The organism is Flavobacterium sp. NG2, assembly GCF_034119845.1.
Classification (GTDB): Bacteria; Bacteroidota; Bacteroidia; order Flavobacteriales; family Flavobacteriaceae; genus Flavobacterium.
Genome location: NZ_CP139420.1, coordinates 2,368,593 through 2,389,506 on the forward strand (window position 1 = coordinate 2,368,593; position 20,914 = coordinate 2,389,506).

Below are 20,914 nucleotides of genomic sequence, written 5' to 3' on the forward strand. Positions count from 1 at the left end.
ATACCCGCTTTTCTTTTTTAGAACTTTCTTTTAGTTTATTTTAATCGGTTTGTCTGCAGTGTAGATGAAATAGAAGCCAATAAAAATAAAGGGAATGCTAAGCCATTGTCCTGTTGAAAACAAACCTAAAGAACTCTCAAATCCACCTTGACTTTCTTTTACAAACTCAACAATAAAACGAATGGTCCATAATAATACTAAGAATAACCCAAATAGGTATCCTCGTTTGTTTCTGGCTTCAGTTTTCCAGTATAAAAAGTACAATAGTACAAATACAAAGATGTAGCAAAAAGCTTCGTATAGCTGAGCTGGATGCTTCATAGGTACTTGTTGTAATAACGGAGCAAATTTTGGATTGGTGGCTATAGCAGCATATGCTTCTGTTGGGTTTGCGATATTGGTCAACGAAACGGCCTCTCTAGGTGAAAAATGATCTCTAATGAATTGGATACCAAAAGCCGAGTCTGTTTTTTTACCTACAATTTCCGAATTGAAAAAGTTACCAAAACGAACAAAGATAGCCCCACTAGCTACTGCAATTACAACGCGGTCTAAAATCCATAATAACGGCTTTTTGATTACGGTTTTACTGTAATAATACATTGCGATAATAATGGATATAGCAGCACCATGACTTGCTAATCCTTGATATCCTGTAAATTCAAATTGAGGTGAAAAACGGAAAGGTAAAAATATTTCAGCAAGATGATTACGAAAATACTCCCAATCGTAAAACAAAACATGTCCTAATCTCGCACCAATTAAAGTGGCTAAAACAGTCCATACAAATAAAGAATCTAAATTCTCAATAGATTCATTTTCGCGTTCGAAGATTTTCTTCATGATGTACCAACCTAGTCCAAAGGCAATTACAAACATTAAACTGTAAAAACGAATGATAAAAAATCCTAAATCGATACCTTCTGATGGGTTCCAAACAATGTTTAAAGCGTGTGTCATCTTATTTTAATAATTTGGCGTAAAAATACTGTTTTTGTTGCTAGTAGCAATATTAAATTGCTGTTATAACTTTTTCTTATGAAATGGAATTGTAGTTGTTTTGAGTCCTGTAGCTATGATTTTCTATCTTAAGTAAAATGGCTACATCAAAAAAAAAGTTTCTATTATTCTAAGTCCTTAATTTTTTTTTAATGCTTACAATTTCTAGGAGGTACAGGGTCATAACCTGTCTTTCCCCAAGGGTGACAGCTTAAAATTCTTTTTATCCCCAAATAACCACCACGTATGAGGCCGTGAACTTGTAAAGCCTCAATCATATACGAGGAACAAGTAGGTTCAAAACGACAAGCAGCAGGAGTAAATGGCGAAATTGCCGTCTGATAAAACCGAACAAGAACTATGAATGGAGTGGTAATTTTCATTTGGATAGTCTTTGGTTGAAAAAAAAACAGGCTCGCTTTTTAAAACAAAAGCGAACCTGAATCTGATTTATATAGAAAAGCTAGTGCCTTCTTTACTGTCTTTTAATTGGATGCCAATCGCTAATAATTGGTCTCTAATTTGGTCTGATAAAGCAAAATTCTTATCTGCTCGTGCTTGATTTCGCATTTCGATTAAGAGTTTTACGGTACCTTCTAATTTGTCATTAGAGCCATCTCCAGCTTTTTCGTTTTCTAGACCTAGTACATCAAAAACAAAAGCATGCATCGCTGAAATGAAAGTTTCTAAATCGGCAGCATTTAAAGTTTCTTTTCCGTCTTTAAGTAAGTTTACGAAACGAACTCCTTCAAACAATTGAGCAATCAAGATAGGGGAGTTGAAGTCGTCATTCATCGCATCATAGCACAATTGCTTCCAAGATGCAATGTCAATTGAACTAGTTGTACTAGGACTCAGTTGTTTGATTGTGCTTAGTGCTTCCATCAAACGTTTATATCCTTTTTCTGCAGCAACAATAGCATCGTCCGAAAAATCAAGAATACTTCTGTAATGTGCTTGTAACATGAAAAAACGTGTTACCGAAGCGGAGAAAGCTTTACTTAAAATTGAATTTTTTCCAGATAAAATCTCTCCAGGCAAGATGTTGTTCCCCGTTGATTTGGCCATTTTTTTACCGTTCAAAGTCAACATATTGGCATGCATCCAGTAATTTACTGGTGTTTGCCCTGTACAAGCTTCGTTTTGAGCAATTTCACATTCATGGTGTGGGAATTTCAAGTCCATTCCACCACCGTGAATATCAAAATGATTGCCAAGGTATTTGGTGCTCATTGCTGTACACTCTAAATGCCAACCAGGAAAACCATCACTCCAAGGCGAAGGCCAGCGCATAATGTGCTGTGGCTCTGCTTTTTTCCATAAAGCAAAATCTTGAGGGTTTCTCTTGTCAGATTGACCGTCTAAATCTCTAGTGTTTGCTAACATATCTTCGATATTGCGACCACTTAATTTACCATAATTATTGGTTTCATTAAATTTTACAACATCAAAATAGATAGAGCCATTAGCTTCATAACCTATCCCTGAATCTATGATTTTTTTAATAATCTCAATTTGTTCAATGATATGTCCAGTCGCTGTAGGTTCAATACTAGGCGGAAGGAAATTAAAAGCTTTAAGGATTTCGTGAAAATCAACGGTATAGCGTTGTACGACTTCCATAGGTTCCAGTTGTTCGATACGTGCTTTTTTTGCAATCTTATCTTCCCCTTCGTCAGCATCATCCACCATATGCCCCACATCTGTAATGTTTCGTACATAGCGCACTTTGTATCCTAAATGGAGAAAGTAACGAAAAATCACATCAAACGACATAAACGTTCGTAAATTTCCCAAATGAACATTGCTATATACGGTAGGACCACAAACATACATTCCTATATTTCCTTCATGGATAGGTGTGAACGTTTCCTTTTCTCCCGAAAGTGAGTTGTATAATTTTAAGGTTTGAGTGCTATATAAAGGCATTTTTATTTTTTTTGGAGCTTTTTCCTGCTGTCCGCTGTATCTTTTTATGGCAGAAAAAGCCATAAAAAGGATGCCGCTTCCATCAGGGCTAGGGCATTAGGCAAGCATTTAAAATTTAGTATCAAATTTGATGTAATCCAAAAACTCTCTACGTGTTTTGTCTTCTTTAAATTTTCCTCCAAATTCAGAGGTTACGGTGCTACTTTCAATGTCTTTGATACCGCGTGAATTAACACAAAGGTGCTTCGCATCAATTACACAAGCAACATCCTCAGTCCCTAAAGCTTCTTGTAATTCTTGAACAATTTGCATGGTCAAACGCTCTTGTACTTGAGGTCTTTTAGCAAAATGTTCTACGATACGATTCATCTTTGAAAGTCCTATTACGGTTCCGCTAGAAATGTAAGCAACATGCGCTCTACCAATAATTGGAAGTAAATGGTGTTCACAAGTCGAATATAATGTGATGTTTTTTTCAACCAACATTTCACCATACTTGTAATTATTCTCAAATGTTGATGCTTTAGGTTTTTTAGAAGGATTTAATCCTCCAAAAATTTCCTTTACAAACATTTTGGCAACACGATTTGGAGTCCCTTTGATGCTGTCATCTGTTAAATCCATTCCTAGCGTTTGTAGGATATTTTCAACATCTTTTTTTATTTTTTCAATTTTTTCTTCGTCAGAAATATCAAAAGCGTCTTCTCGGAGGGGATTTTTTGCACATGAACCAATATGATTGTCTCCTATTTCGTCATGTAATTCTTCATTTTGTATCATCAAAAACTACTATTATAATGGGTGTATATTTTAAGGCGGTAAAGATAATTAATAAATACTAAAGAATTTCTAAAGGTTTTAATAATTAATTTAAAATCATTTTATTGTTAAAAGCGCATTTGTCTATTAAAAAAAACAACGGCAAAACTAGTATTTAGTAATTGCCGTTGTTTTTATATATATTATTTTCTTAGCTGTTAGCTTCAACAGTATTGATTTCTTTCTGTTTGTTGTAAACCTGAATTGCATCTTTTAAAATATGAACAGCTTGTATTAAATCTTCTTTTTTCAATACATAAGCAATTCGAACTTGATTTAATCCTAATCCAGGAGTTGAATAAAATCCAGAAGCAGGTGAAATCATTACAGTCTCACCGTTTAGGTCATATTTTTCAAGCAACCATTGTGCAAAATCTTCTGTATTGTCAACAGGTAATTCTACGATGCAATAAAAAGCAGCTTTTGGTTTGTTTACCACAACCCCTTTAATTTTGTCTAACTCAGCCACAAGAGTGTCTCTTCTTTCTTTGTATTCAGCAATTACTTCATCAAAATAACTTTGAGGTGTAGCAATAGCAGCTTCACAAGCAATTTGTCCAATAGTAGGAGGGCATAATCTTGCTTGAGCAAATTTCATTGCTGTTGCGATAACTTGCTTGTTTTGAGTCACCATACAGCCTATACGTGCACCGCACATACTGTATCTTTTAGAAACAGAGTCAATCATAATGACATTCTGTTCAAGCCCAACTAAATTCATTACTGAGAAGAACTCATCTCCATCATAAATGAATTTACGATATACTTCATCTGCAATTAAAAACAAATCGTGTTTTTTAACGATTTCTCCTAACTGCTTAATTTCGTCTTCAGAATATAAATTTCCTGTTGGATTACTTGGATTACATATTAGTATCGCTTTAGTCTTTGGAGTAATTGCTTTTTCAAAAGCATCCATTGATGGTAAAGCAAAGCCATTTTCTAAAACAGTATTTACAGGGACTACGGTTGCACTTGATTCTTCAGAAAAGGCAATGTAATTAGCATAAAATGGTTCTGGGATGATAATTTCATCTCCCGGATCCATAATACTTCCTAAAGCAAAAAGCAATGCTTCTGAACCTCCAGTAGTAATCATGATGTCTTCAAAATTAACATCAATATCTTGGTCATTATAAAACTTGGCTAGTTTCTTTCTGTAACTATCAAACCCAGCCGAAGGGCCATATTCAATGATATCTAATTCAAAGTTTCTTAGGGCTTCAATGGCTAATTCGGGGCTCTTAATATCAGGTTGTCCGATGTTTAAGTGATATACTTTATGTCCTTTTTGAACGGCAATATCTGCATAAGGAGCAAGTTTTCGAATTGGGGATTGGGGCATTCTTTTACCTCTAATAGAAATATTTGGCATTGTTTATTTATTTTAATACAAATTTGCGAATTTTTTTTTAATCTCCTCTACGTTGTACTCACTATTTGTAGATATATAACTGTAAAAGCAGGATTTTTGCTTAATTTTATGAAAACGACGATTCATGAAAAAAATATGTTACTTTTTTTTTCTGTTTTTCTATGTCTTTTCTGTCATGGGACAAAGTGATTTTCAATTTATAAAAAAGAAGAATAAGGTTCGTTTTTCTTTTAAATTGATTAATAATTTGGTGTTTATCCCTATAAAAGTAAACGGTGTAGAATTAACTTTTCTGTTGGACTCAGGAATAGGTCAAACTCTGCTATTTAGCGTAGAGGAAAAAGATAATCTCCGTTTCAAAAATGTTGAAAAAATTGCCATTAGGGGGTTTGGTAGTGATACTATTGTTGATGGATTGAAATCATCGGATAATTTATTAGAAATTAAAGGAATGAAGTCCTACCCCAATATAGTATACATTATATTAGGACAGGAATTTAATTTCTCGACCTATATTGGCATTCCAGTTAATGGAGTTATCGGTCACACTTTTTTTAAGAATAATTTGGTAAAGATTGATTATCATAATAAAATGATAACGGTCTATGATGATAATAGTAAGAATAGAAAATTGATTAATCGAAAATTCACTAAGGTTCCAATAGAAATCGTTAAGGGTAAACCCTATTTAAAAGGGAAAGTGAAGTTTGAAGATAATTATATTCCAGTTAAATTACTTGTAGATATTGGGAATAGTGATTCAGTATGGCTATTTGAAAATGAAAACGATAAAATAAAAGTTCCAGATAAAAATTTTAAAGACTATTTAGGGCGCGGATTTAATGGTGATATAATGGGGCGAAGGGCTTTGGCTAAAAGTTTTGAAATTTTTGATTTTAAATTTTCAAAACCCATAGTTGCTTTCCCAGACTCTATAGCTGTAAAGCTTTTTAAGTTCATACCTGAAAGAATGGGTTCGGTTGGAGGAGGTATTTTTAAAAGATTTTCCTTGGTGATGGATTATAAAAACAGTACTTTGTTTTTGGCACCTAATAGGGAGTTTAACGCTCCATTTTTGTATAATAAAAGTGGTATCGAAATTATTCACGCTGGGATGCAGCTAGTAAGAATTGAGGAAAAACAAAAAACAATTTCGGTTAAAACGCATACTATCTTTGATTCTGGTATCGAAAAAACAACTTCAGATTTGAAATATAATTTTGAATTAAAGCCTGTTTATAAAATTTCAAATATTAGAGAAAAATCGTTAGCGGCAGCCTCTGGTTTGCAAATAGGAGATATTATTCTTAGGGTTGATAATGAGGAGGCTTACAAATATTCTTTGCAAGAGCTAAATGGGCTGTTACAATCTGAGCATGAAAAATGGATCACAATTGAAGTCGATAGGCAGGGGAGAGTAATGGTATTTAGGTTTAAATTAATTGATATTTTGTAAAAAAAAAATACTCCAAGTTTTTCAAGGAGTATTTTGTTTTTTAATTAGCGAGTACCTCACCTTTTATTTTTAATGGGATTCGACCTTCGTCGTAATTTACAGCATTAGATTCAACTGTAATGGTATTTCTAATAGGCCCAGGGCTCATATTGTACTTAATTTCGATTTTTCCTGATTTTCCTGGCAAAACAGTAATAGGTGTTTTTGAAAGAATAGAACAGCTAGCGGTCGATTGTACAGAGTAGATGATTAACGAACTGTTACCAATGTTCGTGAAATCAAAAACGCGTACACCATTGTCTTTGTCTTTTGAAATAGCTCCGAAATCAATAGTATTGTTTTTAGCTTTAAAGTCTATTTTAGCTCCATTTTGTGCAAATCCAATACAAGAAAAAGTCAGGAAAGCTATAAAAGTGGCTATTTTTTTCATTTGGTTTGGTTTAATAAAGTAAATATACTTTGTTTTAATTAGTACACAAATTTTTATTTCTCTTTTTATAGTGTACTTAATTATTTACTTTTGTTCCCTTATTGAATTACAAGAATCAGACCAAAGTCTAAAAACATAATTACGGGTTCGGTTGTTATGGTAACTGAATCAGGTGGTTAGTCCAATTAAATGATTAAAATGATCGACGATAAAATGACAATTCCTGCACAATTTGACGCTAAGAATATTGAGAATAAGTGGTATGACTACTGGATGAAAAACAACTATTTTCATTCAACTCCAGACCACAGAACACCTTATAGTATAGTTATTCCGCCGCCAAACGTGACAGGAGTCTTGCACATGGGGCATATGTTGAATAATACTATTCAGGATGTTTTAATTAGAAGAGCTCGTTTGAAAGGATTCAACGCTTGTTGGGTTCCTGGAACAGATCACGCTTCGATTGCGACTGAAGCTAAGGTTGTGGCTAAATTAAAGTCGGAAGGAATTAATAAATCTGATTTAACACGTGAGGAATTCCTAAAACATGCTTATGATTGGACTGATAAATATGGAGGCACTATTTTAGAACAATTAAAACAATTGGGTTGTTCTTGCGATTGGGAACGTACGAAGTTCACCATGGATCCTGATATGTCGGCTTCTGTGATAAAATCTTTTGTGGATTTATACAACAAAGGCTTGATTTACCGTGGGTACCGAATGGTAAATTGGGACCCAGAAGCAAAAACTACTTTGTCTGACGAAGAGGTTATTTTTGAAGAAAGACAAGGAAAATTGTATTTCCTAAAATATAAAATCGAAGGTTCTGAGGACTTTTTGACAGTAGCAACGACACGTCCAGAAACTATTTTTGGAGATACTGCTATTTGTATCAATCCTAACGATGAGCGTTTTGCTCATTTAAAAGGAAAAAAAGCCATTGTACCTATATGTGGTCGTGTGATTCCTATTATTGAAGATGAATATGTAGATATCGAATTTGGAACAGGTTGTTTGAAAGTAACGCCTGCACACGATATGAATGATAAAACACTAGGAGAGAAGCATAACTTGGAAATTATCGATATTTTCAACGAAGATGCTAGCTTGAATAGTTTTGGTTTGCATTACCAAGGTCAAGATCGTTTTGCGGTTCGTGAAGCGATTGCTAAAGAATTAGAAGAAAATGGTGATTTAGCTAAAACAGAAATTCACCTTAATAAAGTGGGAACTTCTGAAAGAACAAAAGCGGTTATTGAGCCACGTTTGTCTGACCAATGGTTCCTTAAAATGGAGGATTTAGTAAAACCAGCAATCAAATCGGTTCTTGAAGACGGTGATATTAAATTACATCCAAAACGTTTTGAAAATACGTATGCACACTGGTTGAACAATATTCGTGATTGGAATATTTCTCGTCAATTGTGGTGGGGACAACAAATTCCGGCCTACTATTATGGAGATGGGAAAGAAGATTTCGTAGTTGCCGAGAACATAGAAGATGCTTTGGCTTTAGCCAAAGAAAAAACTGCTAATTCCCAGCTTCAAACTACTGACTTAAGACAAGATGTTGATGCACTAGATACCTGGTTTTCTTCTTGGCTGTGGCCAATGTCGGTTTTTGGAGGAATTATGGATCCAGAGAACGAAGAGTTTAAATATTATTATCCAACAAATGACTTGGTAACCGGTCCAGATATCTTGTTTTTCTGGGTAGCGAGAATGATTATCGCAGGTTACGAATACGCTGGTGAAAAACCGTTTTCAAATGTGTATTTGACTGGTTTGGTTCGTGACAAGCAAAGACGTAAAATGTCTAAATCATTAGGGAATTCTCCTGAACCTTTGGAATTGATTGAGAAATTTGGTGCCGATGGGGTTCGTGTAGGATTGTTATTGAGTGCTTCGGCAGGAAATGACATTATGTTTGATGAGGAGTTATGTAACCAAGGAAAAGCTTTTTCGAACAAAATTTGGAATGCCTTCAAATTAATCAAAGGATGGGAAGTTTCAGAGACTATTCCACAACCTGAATCTTCAAAAGTGGCCATTGAATGGTACGAGGCGAAGTTCCAACAAACTTTGGCTGAGATTGAAGATAATTTTGAAAAATACAGGATTTCAGAGGCTTTGATGGGAATCTATAAATTGGTTTGGGATGATTTCTGTTCTTGGTTCTTAGAAATGATTAAACCAGGATACCAACAGCCAATTGATAGCACCACTTTTGCGAAAGCAATAGAAATGCTTGAAAATAACCTGAAATTATTACACCCATTCATGCCTTTCTTAACTGAAGAAATTTGGCAACATATTACAGAAAGAACCACTGAAGAAGCGCTTATCGTTTCGACTTGGCCAGAATCAAAACCGTTTAAAGCGAACCTGATTTCAGATTTTGAAATCACTATGGACGTTATTTCAGGGTTGAGAACTATTCGTAAGGATAAAAACATACCGTTCAAAGATACTATTGAGTTAAAAGCAATTAATAACGATGCGGTTTCGACTTATTTTGATAGTATTATCACCAAATTAGGGAATATTTCGTCATTTGAATATGTAACTGAAAAAGTAGATGGTGCTTTGTCTTACCGTGTAAACTCTAATGAATATTTTATTCCAATTACTGGAAATATTAATGTCGAAGAGGAAATTGCGAAATTGACAGCTGAATTGAATTACACTAAAGGATTCCTTAAATCAGTACAAGGGAAACTTTCAAATGAGAAATTTGTAGCAGGTGCACCTGAGAAAGTGATTGCAAACGAGCGTCAAAAGGAGGCTGATGCTTTGGCTAAGATTGCTACAATCGAACAAAGTTTGGCTGGTTTACAATAATTGACAGCCCTTATATAGTATAAATCCCAATACTGAAAATTTCAGTATTGGGATTTTTTTTAAGTAATAGTTGCTTTAAGAGAGTAGGATTAAAAATAGTAAAGGAAAAATAATGCCTGCAAGGGCAAGTTTCCATCCTCGATTTTTGAAACTGAATTTACCTCCTTTTACCATGATAATTCCTGTGAGGGCTATAAATATTAAACTCAAAGCAAAAATGTCAGAATAGTAAATCCAAAAATTTGAGGTGTTTTTATGTAAACTCATACTTTGGCTAATTATTGGTGTTTTAAAAAATGATACAATTTCACCTTTTCCTGTTTTCATATCAATTTCTACATCGTGTTTTTCAAATGATATTCTAAAGGTATTTTTTTTGATCATTTGACGTCTCATTTTATCTTTTATGCCTAATTTTTCGCCAAGGTCTTTAGCATAATCATCATCAATTTCGCCTTTTTCGGGTAATTTTACTTCGATGGTTTTGGTTTCTATCGTGTACTTTTCTGGATGCCAATTTTCCCTATGGTTCATCATTAAACCTGAAAAGGCAAAGGAAATAATTAGACCTAGATAAAAATAACCAAGGTCGCGATGTAGATTTCTAAGAGTGCTTTTTTTTATCATTTGGACTATTTTAAAAAGATTTTATTAAAGTTGGTATTTAATAGTAGTTATAAATTGTCTAGGAGCAATTGGGTTAACACTGTAGTTTTCGTGTACGGTATAATTCAATTCGTTAGTGATGTTAGATAATTTACATAAGAAAGTAAATTTTTTCCAATCATACCCAAGTGAAATGTCAATTGTAGTGTAGCCCTCAATTGGAATTTCTCGATCATTTATAGAGGTCGCGCCAGTAGTAGCGTTTATAATTAATTGGTTGTTCCATCCTCCAACACGGTCTCCAATATAGCTAGCCAATGCACCCATTTTTAAGCCTTTTAATTTTCCTGATGGTAAGGTATAAAAGAAACTTAGATTCGCCGTGTTTGCAGGAGTTCTGGCCAAGCGATCTCCCTCTATGAAACTTCCATTTAGACCTGAAGTTTTAGTATAACGCATATCGTTATAACTATATCCAGCAATGATGTCTAATCCCTCCAATGGAGAAGCCGTTATATCAACTTCAACTCCCTTACTTTTGGTTGCACCACTAAGTGTTTTAATAGTGCTGTCCGTGTTTATCGATCCATCAGACTTAAATTCAGCCATTTGTGCTAGATTGCTGTTGGTGATTTGGTACAAAGTCAGATTAGTACTCAACAAACCTCTCCAGAAATCTTTTTTGATACCTATCTCATATTGGTCAATGATTGAAGGTTTTATTACTTTTAAATCTACAGTAGTACCAGAGTTAGGCGTAAATGAGTTGGCATAACTCGCAAATAATGAAATATCTTGATTAGGTTGGTACACCAATCCTAGTTTAGGCGTAAATGCTTGATCGTTTCGAATAGGGGCATCGGTGATTACAGTAGGGGTAATGGTAAAATCAGTTGTAGTAACTAAAGATTCCTGCCAAGACCAACGAATACCTGCTAAGATTTTGAATTTTTCCGTTAGAGAGATTAAATCTTGGGCATAGATTCCAAAACGGTTGGTATTGGTTTTTACAATTTTGGTGTTGGTTGCATCAGGAATTCCAGTTCCTTGGTCAAAATTTTCAAAATCATAGATATTACCACTGCCGTAAGTGGTTGGATTAAATTTAAAGGTATAGGCATCCGCCAAAGAGTTTTCTAAATCAACCCCTGTGAAAATTTGATGTTTGATTGTACCTGTAGTAAAGTTTCCTTGTAGGCTTAGTTGTTCTCCAATGATTTGTTCTTCATTTTTGTTTTGTCCTAATGGACGACTCCAATCACCGTTTGCACTTGGTTGAATTCTTTCTGTTCCTTTTGATGTTCGGTTGTAATCTTGGAATGATGAATTAAAGTTTAACATCCAATTTTTGTTAAATTCATGCTTGATTAAAGCTGAAACACTGGTTTGTTTGGTATTTCCATTAGACCAAGTAGCACCTAAATACGTATTTCTCGGAATATCAACAATTGTTTTACCAATGATACCAGTTCCAAAATCAGGTGTCCAATCATCGTTAAGATAATCCCCTTGTAAGGTGATATCAGTTTTGTTACTTAATTTGAATAAGAATGCAGGATTAATGTAATAGCGCTCTCTTGCGACAATATCTCTAAAACTTTTGGAGTTTTCATAAGAGCCTACAAAACGATATGCGATATTTTTATTCAAAGGGCCGTAAATATCAACTGATGGTTTATAGAACTCGTAACTTCCAGTTTGCATGCTGATTTCACCACCTTTTTCAAATGAAGGTGTTTTTGTAACCATATTCAAAATTCCTCCAGGTGCTACATTTCCATAAAGTAAGGCTGCGCTTCCCTTAAGAATTTCTACTCTTTCAAGAGAAGATACTTCTGGTAAAGAACCATTAGTGAATCGGAACCCATTTTTAAACATATTATTTGCCGACATATCGTAACCACGAGACCAAAAAGTTTCTTGAGCGCCACCACGAGCAGAACCTACATATACACCATTTACATTTTTAATAACTTCACTCAATCTTATAGCTTGTTGTTGTCCTATAATTTTACTTTCAATAATTTGAATACTTTGAGGTATATCCATAGGTTTTAGACCAGAACGTAATGCTGATACAGGTTTTCGTTGCTTATTACAGGTAATGAAAACTTCACGTAGAATTTCCCCTTTTTTATTTTTTACAGTATCATTTTCTATACTTACAAAATCATTTGTAGTTTGATAAATGGAGCTAGAGGCAATTTCTTGGGCTTGTGTTGCAAATCCAACCAAGGCCATTGTTACAATTAGTACTTTATTTCTCATTGTTTTTATTTAGATTTATTAAAAATAATAGCGCAAAAATAGAATTGATTTTTGATTACGCAAAGTTTATTTAGAATAAATAAAAATAATAATTGTAAGTTTAGTTTTAAAGTGTTGATAATTAATTAAATGGATTTGATTATGGTTAAATATTTTTTTTACCTATAAAGAACCATCATTGTGAATATTTAACTTTATGTATATGGGAAACTATATTTTTTTCGGGCATATATTGCTAAAATCCATAAAAAAATAGGCTTTATTACCATTTAACAGTATTTTACAATAACGAACTTGGCATATTTGATAATGTTTATGTAATTTCGCGGCTGATGAAGAATTTAAAAATAAAATTTTTTCTCCCATTTTTTGTTATCCTTTTTAGCGGATACGGACAACTATACGCTCATAGTTGCCTAGATAAAATGACTTCAGCCTTTGTGAGTTATGAAAATATCACACATGAAACTCCATTGAAGGGGTGTTTTAATACACTACAATTAAGTCAATCTCCAGATAAATATAGAAATATTAAACTTCGTGCTACGGATAACGAAGTTGAAGAAGAAGAAATCACTTCATCAAAGAAAGTGATAGTTTCCAATAACTATTTTTCATCGTTCTATTCGAGCTTATCTGCTAATGACTTTACGAGTTATCTCAAAAAAAGAGCTCCATTCTACAGCTTTTTTTATCATTTTACAGCCTGCAAAATATTTGTTGTTTTTCAGGTATTTCGGTTATGATTTGAATTCATTTTAGGCCAATTCTTAGGTCTAATTTTGCACATTTTTTATGAATTAATGATTCTTTATTTTGGTTTTTAACCAAGTTAGAGAACGCATTCTTTTGTGCAAAATAGTTTCTTATTAAGTATCACAAATAAACATTATTGCCTTAAAAAGCTACACTATTATGAAGAGAATTTTCATGCTCGCAAGCCTGTGTGCCTTGTTGTGCCATACAAGCTGTAAATCTAACAAAGAAGAAGAAAAAGAGGAACATACTAAGTTTTTAGTTACTAACCCAATTATAAAAGATACCACTTTAACTAAAGAGTACGTTGCTCAAATTCATTCTATACGTCATATCGAATTGAGAGCTCAAGAACGAGGGTATTTACAAAAAATATATGTTGACGAAGGTCAAGCAGTTAAAAAAGGGCAACTCTTATTTAAAATCATGCCTAATTTATATGAAGCTGAATTACAAAAGTCAAAAGCCGAAGCTGATTTTGCTGAAATTGAATACAAAAACACCAAAAAATTAGCGGATGGAAATGTTGTTTCGGCTAATGAATTGGCTATGGCCAAAGCTAAATTGGCTAAAGCCAAAGCAGAAATGTCTTTGAGTCAAGTGCATTTACAATTTACAGAAATTAGAGCCCCTTTTGACGGTATTATTGACCGTTTCCATGTAAGACCCGGAAGTTTAGTAGATGAAGGGGAATTGTTAACAGAGCTTTCAGATAATAGTTCGATGTGGGTATACTATAATGTTCCCGAGGCAGAATATTTAGATTATCAGACTCATGCAAACAAAGGAAATAAAATGAAAGTGGGGCTTAAAATGGCTAACAACGAACTATTTGAACAATCGGGAGTAGTAGAAACAATTGAAGCGGATTTTGATAATGAAACGGGGAATATTTCTTTTAGAGCGACTTTCCCTAATCCAAAGCGTTTACTTAGACATGGTGAAACAGGTAATATCGAAATGCCTATTCCTTTTAAAAAGGCACTTTTAATTCCGCAGAAAGCCACTTTTGAAGTTTTGGAGAAAAAGTATGTGTATGTGATTACCAAGGATAACAAAGTAAAATCAAGAGAGGTCGAAATAGCTGCTGAAATGCCTCATCTTTTTGTAATCAAAAAAGGTTTATCAGTTAATGATAGAATTCTTTTGGAAGGATTACGTCTTGTGAAAGAAAATGAGAAAATTGCTGTAAAATTAGAGAAACCTCAGTATGTCTTAGCTCATTTAGAACTGTACGCAGAGTAATCGAATATCAAAAAATAGAAAAAAATGTTTAGTAAATTTATACATAGACCCGTTTTTGCAATTGTGATTTCGATTATGATTGTTTTTATAGGTTCGCTGGCTATCAAGCAGCTGCCTATATCACAATTCCCGCAAATTGCTCCTACAACAGTCAATATTTTTATTGCCTATCCGGGAGCAAGTGCTGATGTATTGGTCAAATCCACACTGATTACTTTAGAGAACGCTATTAACGGAACTCCTGGAATGCGTTATATGGCAACTGATGCCACCAGTGCGGGAGAAGCAACTCTTAGAATGATTTTTGAACCTGGTACTGACCCCAATCAGGCCGTCATTAATGTTAAGACAAGGGTCGATCAAGTCATGCCTTTGTTGCCTGAATTAGTTCAGCGTGAAGGGGTGGTAATTACACCTATTCAGCCTAGTATGTTGATGTATGTGAATCTTTATGCCAAAGATAAAAACATGGATGAAAAATTCCTGTACAACTACGCCAACGTAAAAATGATTCCTGAAATCAACCGTATCAAAGGAGTAGCTAGAACCCAAATTTTAGGAAGTAGAACCTATGCAATGCGTGTTTGGTTGAATCCTGATCGTATGAGAGCTTATAAGGTTTCTATCGATGAAGTAATGGAAGCCATGCAAGAACAAAGCATTATTGGGCGTCCAGGACGTATAGGACAGAGTTCGGGTATTGAAGCACAGTCGTTAGAATATGTTTTGACATATAAAGGGAGGTTTAGTGAACCAAAGGAATATGAGAATATAGTTATCCGTGCTAATGCTGACGGTCAAAGTATTCACTTAAAAGATATTGGAAAAGTAGAATTAGGTAGTGAGTTTTTTGATATCTATTCTAATTTAGATGGTCATCCATCTGCCGCAATTGTATTGAAACAAAATTATGGTAGTAATGCTAGTGATGTAATTGATGCCGTAAAGGAGAAACTGGATGAAATGAAAGAGACCTTTCCTCCGGGAATGGACTATAAAATCAGTTATGATGTATCACAGTTCTTAGATGCTTCTATTGATCAAGTAATAGATACTTTAAGAGATGCTTTTATCCTTGTAGCCTTAGTAGTATTTGTATTCTTAGGAGATTGGCGTTCGACTTTAATTCCGATTATTGCCGTTCCTGTGTCCTTAGTTGGAGCTTTCTTTGTTATTCAGTTGTTTGGACTTTCGATTAACTTGGTAACCTTATTTGCGTTAGTTCTCGCTATTGGTATTGTGGTCGATGATGCGATTGTCGTCGTCGAGGCCGTTCATGCTAAGTTTGAAGAACATCCTCATATTACGCCTTATCATGCAGTGAAATTAGTACTTGGAGAAATAAGTGGGGCAATTATCGCGATTACTGCTGTAATGGTTTCGGTTTTCTTGCCAATATCCTTTATGTCTGGACCAGTAGGTACTTTTTACCGACAGTTCTCGATTACGATGGCGAGTTCGATCGTGATTTCGGCTGTTATTGCCTTGACCTTAACTCCTGTATTGTGTGCGATGTTATTGAAAAACGAACATGGTAAAGAAAAGAAAGGCAATATATTAACGAAATCACTGGATGCTTTCAACCGTACTTTTGATAAATTGACAGGGAAATACGTTCGTTTATTAAAATCAATTGTAAGCAGAAGATGGCTTACTTTCGGAATCTTAATCGCCTTTTGTGCGGGAATATTTTTTGAAAACCAAATTTTACCTTCTGGATTTATTCCTAGTGAGGACCAAGGTACTATTTATGGTATCATTCAAACTCCTCCAGGTTCAACCTTAGAAACAACCAATCAAGTAGCAAGAAAATTGCAGAAAATTTGTGAGGAAGTTGACGGAATCGAATCAGTATCTTCATTAGCAGGTTATGAGATTATGACTGAAGGTAGGGGGTCTAATGCAGGTACTTGTTTGATTAACTTAAAAGAATGGTCAAAAAGAGAGCATACGGTTAAGGAAATCATGGAGGAATTAGAAGGAAAAACTAAAGGACTGGGAGCGGTAATCGAGTTTTTTGAGCCACCAGCTATTCCTGGATTTGGATCTTCAGGAGGTTTTTCTATGCGTTTGTTAGATAAAACTACTACCACAGATTATCATGAATTTGATAAAATCAACAAAGATTTTATGACTGAATTAGGGAAGCGTAAAGAATTAACAGGTTTGTTTACTTTCTTCGCAGCTAATTATCCTCAATATGAATTAGAGATTAATAACGATTTAGCGATGCAAAAAGGAGTTTCTATCGGAAAAGCGATGGAAAACTTGAACATTATGATTGGAAGTACCTACGAACAAGGATTTATCCGTTTTGGGCGTTTCTTTAAAGTGTATGTACAATCAGACCCTAAATTTCGTAGACTTCCATCAGATATCTTAAATCTTTTTGTAAAAAATGATCATGGAGAAATGGTGCCTTATTCGGCATTTATGAAGCTCGTAAAGACACAAGGACCTAATGAGATTACACGTTATAATATGTACAATTCGGCTGCTATTCAAGGACTTCCTGCTGAAGGCTATACCACTGCTGATGCTATTAAAGCCATTCAAGAAGTAGCTGCTAAAACCTTACCTAAGAATTATGACATTGCTTGGGAAGGATTATCCTATGATGAAGCAGCAAGAGGAAATGAATCTTTGTATATTTTCTTAATTGTATTAGCCTTTGTTTATTTTGTTTTGGCAGCGCAATACGAAAGTTTTATTATTCCGTTAGCCGTAATCTTTTCGATTCCTGTGGGACTTCTGGGGTCATTTGTATGGCTACAAGCTTTGGGACTTCAAAATGATATTTATGCCCAAATTGGGCTCATCATGCTGGTCGGACTTTTAGGTAAAAATGCCGTATTGATTGTGGAATTTGCCGTTTTAAAACGTTCGCAAGGCGCAAGCATACGTGAAGCTGCTATTGAAGGCGCTAAGGTTCGTTTTAGACCTATTTTGATGACTTCCTTTGCCTTTATTGCCGGATTGATTCCTTTGATTTTAGCCTCAGGAGCGGGAGCTATTGGTAACCGCACCATTGGAGGTTCTGCACTTGGAGGGATGTTGTTTGGAACCGTGTTTGGAGTCGTAATCGTTCCTGGATTGTACTACATCTTTGGCTCTTTGGCAGATGGTAGAAAATTAATTAAAGGAGAAGAGGAAGGTACCTTGTCAGAAGGATTCACTCATTATATAGATGATTTCAATACAACTGAAGAAAACGAAGAACAGAAAAATCATGAATAATATACAGAAAATAACATACGCAGGTTTTGCCTGCGTATTATTAAGTTTAGGGAGTTGTAAAGTTCCTTCGGTAGTTTCTAAAGAAGAAAATAAAACAGTTCCAAGTGCTTACGCAAATGTTTCTCAAGATTCGACTAATACGGCAAAACTACAATGGAAAGCCTATTTTACAGATCGTTATTTGGAAAACTTGATTGATACTGCTTTGAAGAACAATCAGGAACTGAATATCACTTTGCAAGAAATTGAAATTGCCCGAAGCGAAGTGCGTGCTCGAAAAGGAGAATATTTACCCTTCGTAGGATTTAATGCAGGAGCAGGAGTGGACAAAGTGGGACGCTATACCAATATAGGTGCAAGTGAAGCCACTACCGAAATCATGCCAGGAAAAGAAACTCCAGAGCCGTTACAAGACTACAAATTTGGTCTTTCGGCGAGTTGGGAAATTGATATTTGGAACAAATTACACAATGCCAAAAAATCGGCTTTGAGTCATTATCTAGCTACGGTTGAAGGTCGGAATTTTGTAGTGACTAATTTGATTGCTGAGATTGCTAATTCGTATTATGAATTATTAGCCTTAGACAATCAGTTAGCTATTGTAAAGCAAAATATCGAAATTCAAAACAATGCGTTAGGGATTGTAAGGTTGCAAAAAGAGGCAGCTCGTGTAACCGAATTAGCGGTTCGTCGTTTTGAAGCGCAGGTTTTGAATACCAAAAGTTTGCAGTTCAACATTCAGCAACAAATTACCGAGACGGAGAACAAAATCAATTTCTTGGTAGGGCGTTTTCCACAAACAATTGATAGAGACCGTTCAGCATTTGAGAACTTAACTCCTGCAAAAGTTCAAGCGGGAATTCCTTCTCAATTATTAGAAAACAGACCCGATATCAAACAAGCTGAAATGGAATTGATGGCAGCCAAATTAGATATTAAAGTGGCTAAAGCCCGTTTCTATCCTTCTTTAGGGATATCGGCTGGTATTGGTTATCAAGCGTTTAATGCGAAGTATTTGTTAGACACACCTGAGTCGTTGATTTATTCTTTTGCAGGCGATTTAGTGGCGCCATTGATTAATAGAAATGCTATCAAAGCGAGTTATATTAGTGCTAATGCAAAACAAATTCAAGCGGCTTTTAACTATGAAAGAACGCTTGTAAATGCATACGTTGAGGTGGCTAATCAGCTGGCTAAGATGAATAATATGGAGCAAAGCTATACGCTAAAGGCCGAACAGGTTAAAAAACTGAACGAATCGATTACGATTTCAAATGATTTGTTTCGTTCAGCCAGAGCTGATTATATGGAAGTGTTGCTCACGCAGCGTGATGCTTTGGAATCTAAATTTGAATTAATTGAAACCAAAAAACAACAAATGAATGCTTTTGTAGATGTGTACAAAGCATTAGGAGGAGGATGGAATTAATTTATTGCAATTAATTTGTTTTGTGTTTACTTGTGAGAAAAGGGGCTGTCTGAAAAGGCAGCCTCTTTTGATTTTATGGGGTTATCTACCTTAAACCTATATTGCGCATTGGAACTCGGATAACACAGATAAAACGGATATACACAGGTTTTTATAACGCGTTGGGTGTAATCATCAAAAACTAATTACACCCAACGTTTTTTTTTTAATAGTTTTATAGCTTAAAATCTGCGTAAATCTGGCTAATCTGCGTGAAAAAAAAATAATAAAATCCTAATGCGGATTTTGGGTTAAAAGTATATCAAAAAGTATTGTTTTTAGTGCCAAATAAATTATAGCCACGAATTCACGAATTTAAAAAGTAGTGATTGATCTAGTTCAAAAAAAATCTGCGTAAATCTGGCTAATCTGCGTGAAAAAAAAATAATAAAATCCTAATGCGGATTTTGGGTTAAAAGTATATCAAAAAGTATTGTTTTTAGTGCCAAATAAATTATAGCCACGAATTCACGAATTTAAAAAGTAGTGATTGATCTAGTTCAAAAAAATCTGCGAAAATTTCCTAAATCTGCGTGAAATAATAGCAAGCAGACTTAGAATATTTTTGCAGACAAAAGAAAGAAAGCCACGAATTCACGAATTTAATTCTGTAATTATGTAATTCGTGGCTATTTGAGTTTAAAGCTTAAACTCTAGCTATTTTTTAGTTTTTTTTACCCAAAGTATATTTTTCGCTATGTGGTTTTTTCAATTGTAATCCTGAGATTTCCGCTGTCAATTTGTTAGGAACTGTAACGGTATATTTGATGAGTTGCGGATAATCATTATTTGTGTTTTCGAAAACCAATTTATTTTCTTCTGTTTCTTTGTACAGAAAAACGATGGGCTCATTGTTGTTTTGTCCTTTGATAAGTGTTTTGTATGTTAAGTTTTCTCCTAACTGTTGCAAAACAATACGCTCCTGATGAATAGTATCTTTTCCTTTTATAAATAACGAACTTCCGTTATAGGTGCTATCGTTGACTTTAATCCAGTTTTCTACTAAAATTCCGTCAGGAGCTTGATATTCCCAAGTTCCCAATAAACCTTGTGCCGATTGAATTAATTCTTTGTCTGATTTGGAATTGCTGTTGTTGCAAGAAACTAAGGCAATAATAAGCAATAAAAGAGTAATTTTTTGAACCATTTTTCAGGGATTTTGTAAGGTTGATTTGAATGGCTAAATTATAAAAAAATAGAATAGAGAAGGATTTTTGTTTTGAATGATAAATGTTTTGCTGAGACCTACTTTGTAGAGAGACTTTATGTGGAGATGCACTACAGTACATCTCTGTTGCGGTTAGGGTTGTTTTTTGAATAGTATGTTTACTAATTCCCTATCTAAAGTTATGTAAAGAGGCACTGCAGTGCCTCTTCTGAAAGCTTGATTATTGTTGCTGTAAAATAGGTGAGGCACTACAGTGCCTTTTTACCGCAATACCTAATTGCTATAATTTAACAGCATTTTGAAACCGCATC

15 protein-coding genes are annotated in these 20,914 nt (G+C 34.6%); 6 read left to right on the top strand and 9 right to left on the bottom strand.

Features of this window, described 5'->3' with window-relative positions:
• Positions 1-30: 30 nt before the first annotated feature.
• The 5 genes from lgt to SLW70_RS09725 all read right to left on the bottom strand — a co-directional run bounded on the left by lgt (position 31) and on the right by SLW70_RS09725 (position 5,122).
• Positions 31-960: a prolipoprotein diacylglyceryl transferase gene (gene lgt / locus SLW70_RS09705; protein ID WP_320888128.1), complete on the bottom strand. Its 930-nt coding sequence runs from the start codon at positions 958-960 to the stop codon at positions 31-33.
• A gap of 188 nt (positions 961-1,148) precedes the next feature.
• Positions 1,149-1,382 (bottom strand): membrane protein insertion efficiency factor YidD, encoded by a 234-nt coding sequence (gene yidD / locus SLW70_RS09710; RefSeq protein ID WP_320888130.1) that lies wholly within the window; start codon positions 1,380-1,382, stop codon positions 1,149-1,151.
• 67 nt (positions 1,383-1,449) lie between these two features.
• The gene (cysS, locus tag SLW70_RS09715) at positions 1,450-2,928 is read right to left on the bottom strand and encodes a cysteine--tRNA ligase (RefSeq protein WP_320888132.1); all 1,479 of its coding nucleotides are present in this window, start codon (positions 2,926-2,928) and stop codon (positions 1,450-1,452) included.
• Positions 2,929-3,036: 108 nt separating this feature from the next.
• The gene (gene folE, locus SLW70_RS09720) at positions 3,037-3,708 is read right to left on the bottom strand and encodes a GTP cyclohydrolase I FolE (RefSeq protein ID WP_320891781.1); all 672 of its coding nucleotides are present in this window, start codon (positions 3,706-3,708) and stop codon (positions 3,037-3,039) included.
• A gap of 190 nt (positions 3,709-3,898) precedes the next feature.
• Complete coding sequence (locus tag SLW70_RS09725) at positions 3,899-5,122, bottom strand: pyridoxal phosphate-dependent aminotransferase (RefSeq protein WP_320888133.1); 1,224 nt, start codon at positions 5,120-5,122, stop codon at positions 3,899-3,901.
• A gap of 124 nt (positions 5,123-5,246) precedes the next feature.
• On the opposite strand from SLW70_RS09725, the gene SLW70_RS09730 reads away from it, so the two are divergent.
• Entirely contained in the window at positions 5,247-6,578 is a 1,332-nt protein-coding gene (locus SLW70_RS09730) for a PDZ domain-containing protein (RefSeq protein ID WP_320888135.1), read from the top strand.
• Between the two features lie 40 nt (positions 6,579-6,618).
• Here SLW70_RS09730 and SLW70_RS09735 read toward each other — a convergent pair whose 3' ends face one another.
• The gene (locus SLW70_RS09735; protein ID WP_320888137.1) at positions 6,619-7,008 is read right to left on the bottom strand and encodes a DUF1573 domain-containing protein; all 390 of its coding nucleotides are present in this window, start codon (positions 7,006-7,008) and stop codon (positions 6,619-6,621) included.
• Between the two features lie 213 nt (positions 7,009-7,221).
• Here SLW70_RS09735 and SLW70_RS09740 point away from each other — a divergent pair, with 213 nt between their 5' ends.
• Positions 7,222-9,855 (top strand): valine--tRNA ligase, encoded by a 2,634-nt coding sequence (locus tag SLW70_RS09740; RefSeq protein ID WP_320891782.1) that lies wholly within the window; start codon positions 7,222-7,224, stop codon positions 9,853-9,855.
• Positions 9,856-9,930: 75 nt separating this feature from the next.
• Here the strand turns inward: SLW70_RS09740 and SLW70_RS09745 are convergent, their stop codons facing one another.
• Positions 9,931-10,482 carry a PepSY-associated TM helix domain-containing protein gene (locus SLW70_RS09745; RefSeq protein ID WP_320888138.1) on the bottom strand — a complete coding sequence of 184 codons (552 nt, stop codon included), beginning with the start codon at positions 10,480-10,482 and terminating at the stop codon, positions 9,931-9,933.
• 24 nt (positions 10,483-10,506) lie between these two features.
• Complete coding sequence (locus SLW70_RS09750; RefSeq protein WP_320888139.1) at positions 10,507-12,729, bottom strand: TonB-dependent siderophore receptor; 2,223 nt, start codon at positions 12,727-12,729, stop codon at positions 10,507-10,509.
• Positions 12,730-13,061: 332 nt separating this feature from the next.
• Between SLW70_RS09750 and SLW70_RS09755 the strand changes: the two genes are divergently transcribed.
• From SLW70_RS09755 to SLW70_RS09770, 4 genes are all read left to right on the top strand, one after another.
• The gene (locus tag SLW70_RS09755; RefSeq protein ID WP_320888141.1) at positions 13,062-13,475 is read left to right on the top strand and encodes a hypothetical protein; all 414 of its coding nucleotides are present in this window, start codon (positions 13,062-13,064) and stop codon (positions 13,473-13,475) included.
• 169 nt (positions 13,476-13,644) lie between these two features.
• Entirely contained in the window at positions 13,645-14,730 is a 1,086-nt protein-coding gene (locus SLW70_RS09760; protein WP_320888142.1) for an efflux RND transporter periplasmic adaptor subunit, read from the top strand.
• A 24-nt stretch (positions 14,731-14,754) separates the two neighbouring features.
• The gene (locus SLW70_RS09765) at positions 14,755-17,967 is read left to right on the top strand and encodes an efflux RND transporter permease subunit (RefSeq protein WP_320888143.1); all 3,213 of its coding nucleotides are present in this window, start codon (positions 14,755-14,757) and stop codon (positions 17,965-17,967) included.
• The gene (locus SLW70_RS09770) at positions 17,960-19,396 is read left to right on the top strand and encodes an efflux transporter outer membrane subunit (protein ID WP_320888144.1); all 1,437 of its coding nucleotides are present in this window, start codon (positions 17,960-17,962) and stop codon (positions 19,394-19,396) included. Before SLW70_RS09765 ends, SLW70_RS09770 begins: the two co-directional genes overlap by 8 nt.
• A gap of 703 nt (positions 19,397-20,099) precedes the next feature.
• Here the strand turns inward: SLW70_RS09770 and SLW70_RS09775 are convergent.
• Positions 20,100-20,582: a DUF6265 family protein gene (locus SLW70_RS09775; protein WP_320888145.1), complete on the bottom strand. Its 483-nt coding sequence runs from the start codon at positions 20,580-20,582 to the stop codon at positions 20,100-20,102.
• Between the last annotated feature and the right edge of the window lie 332 nt (positions 20,583-20,914).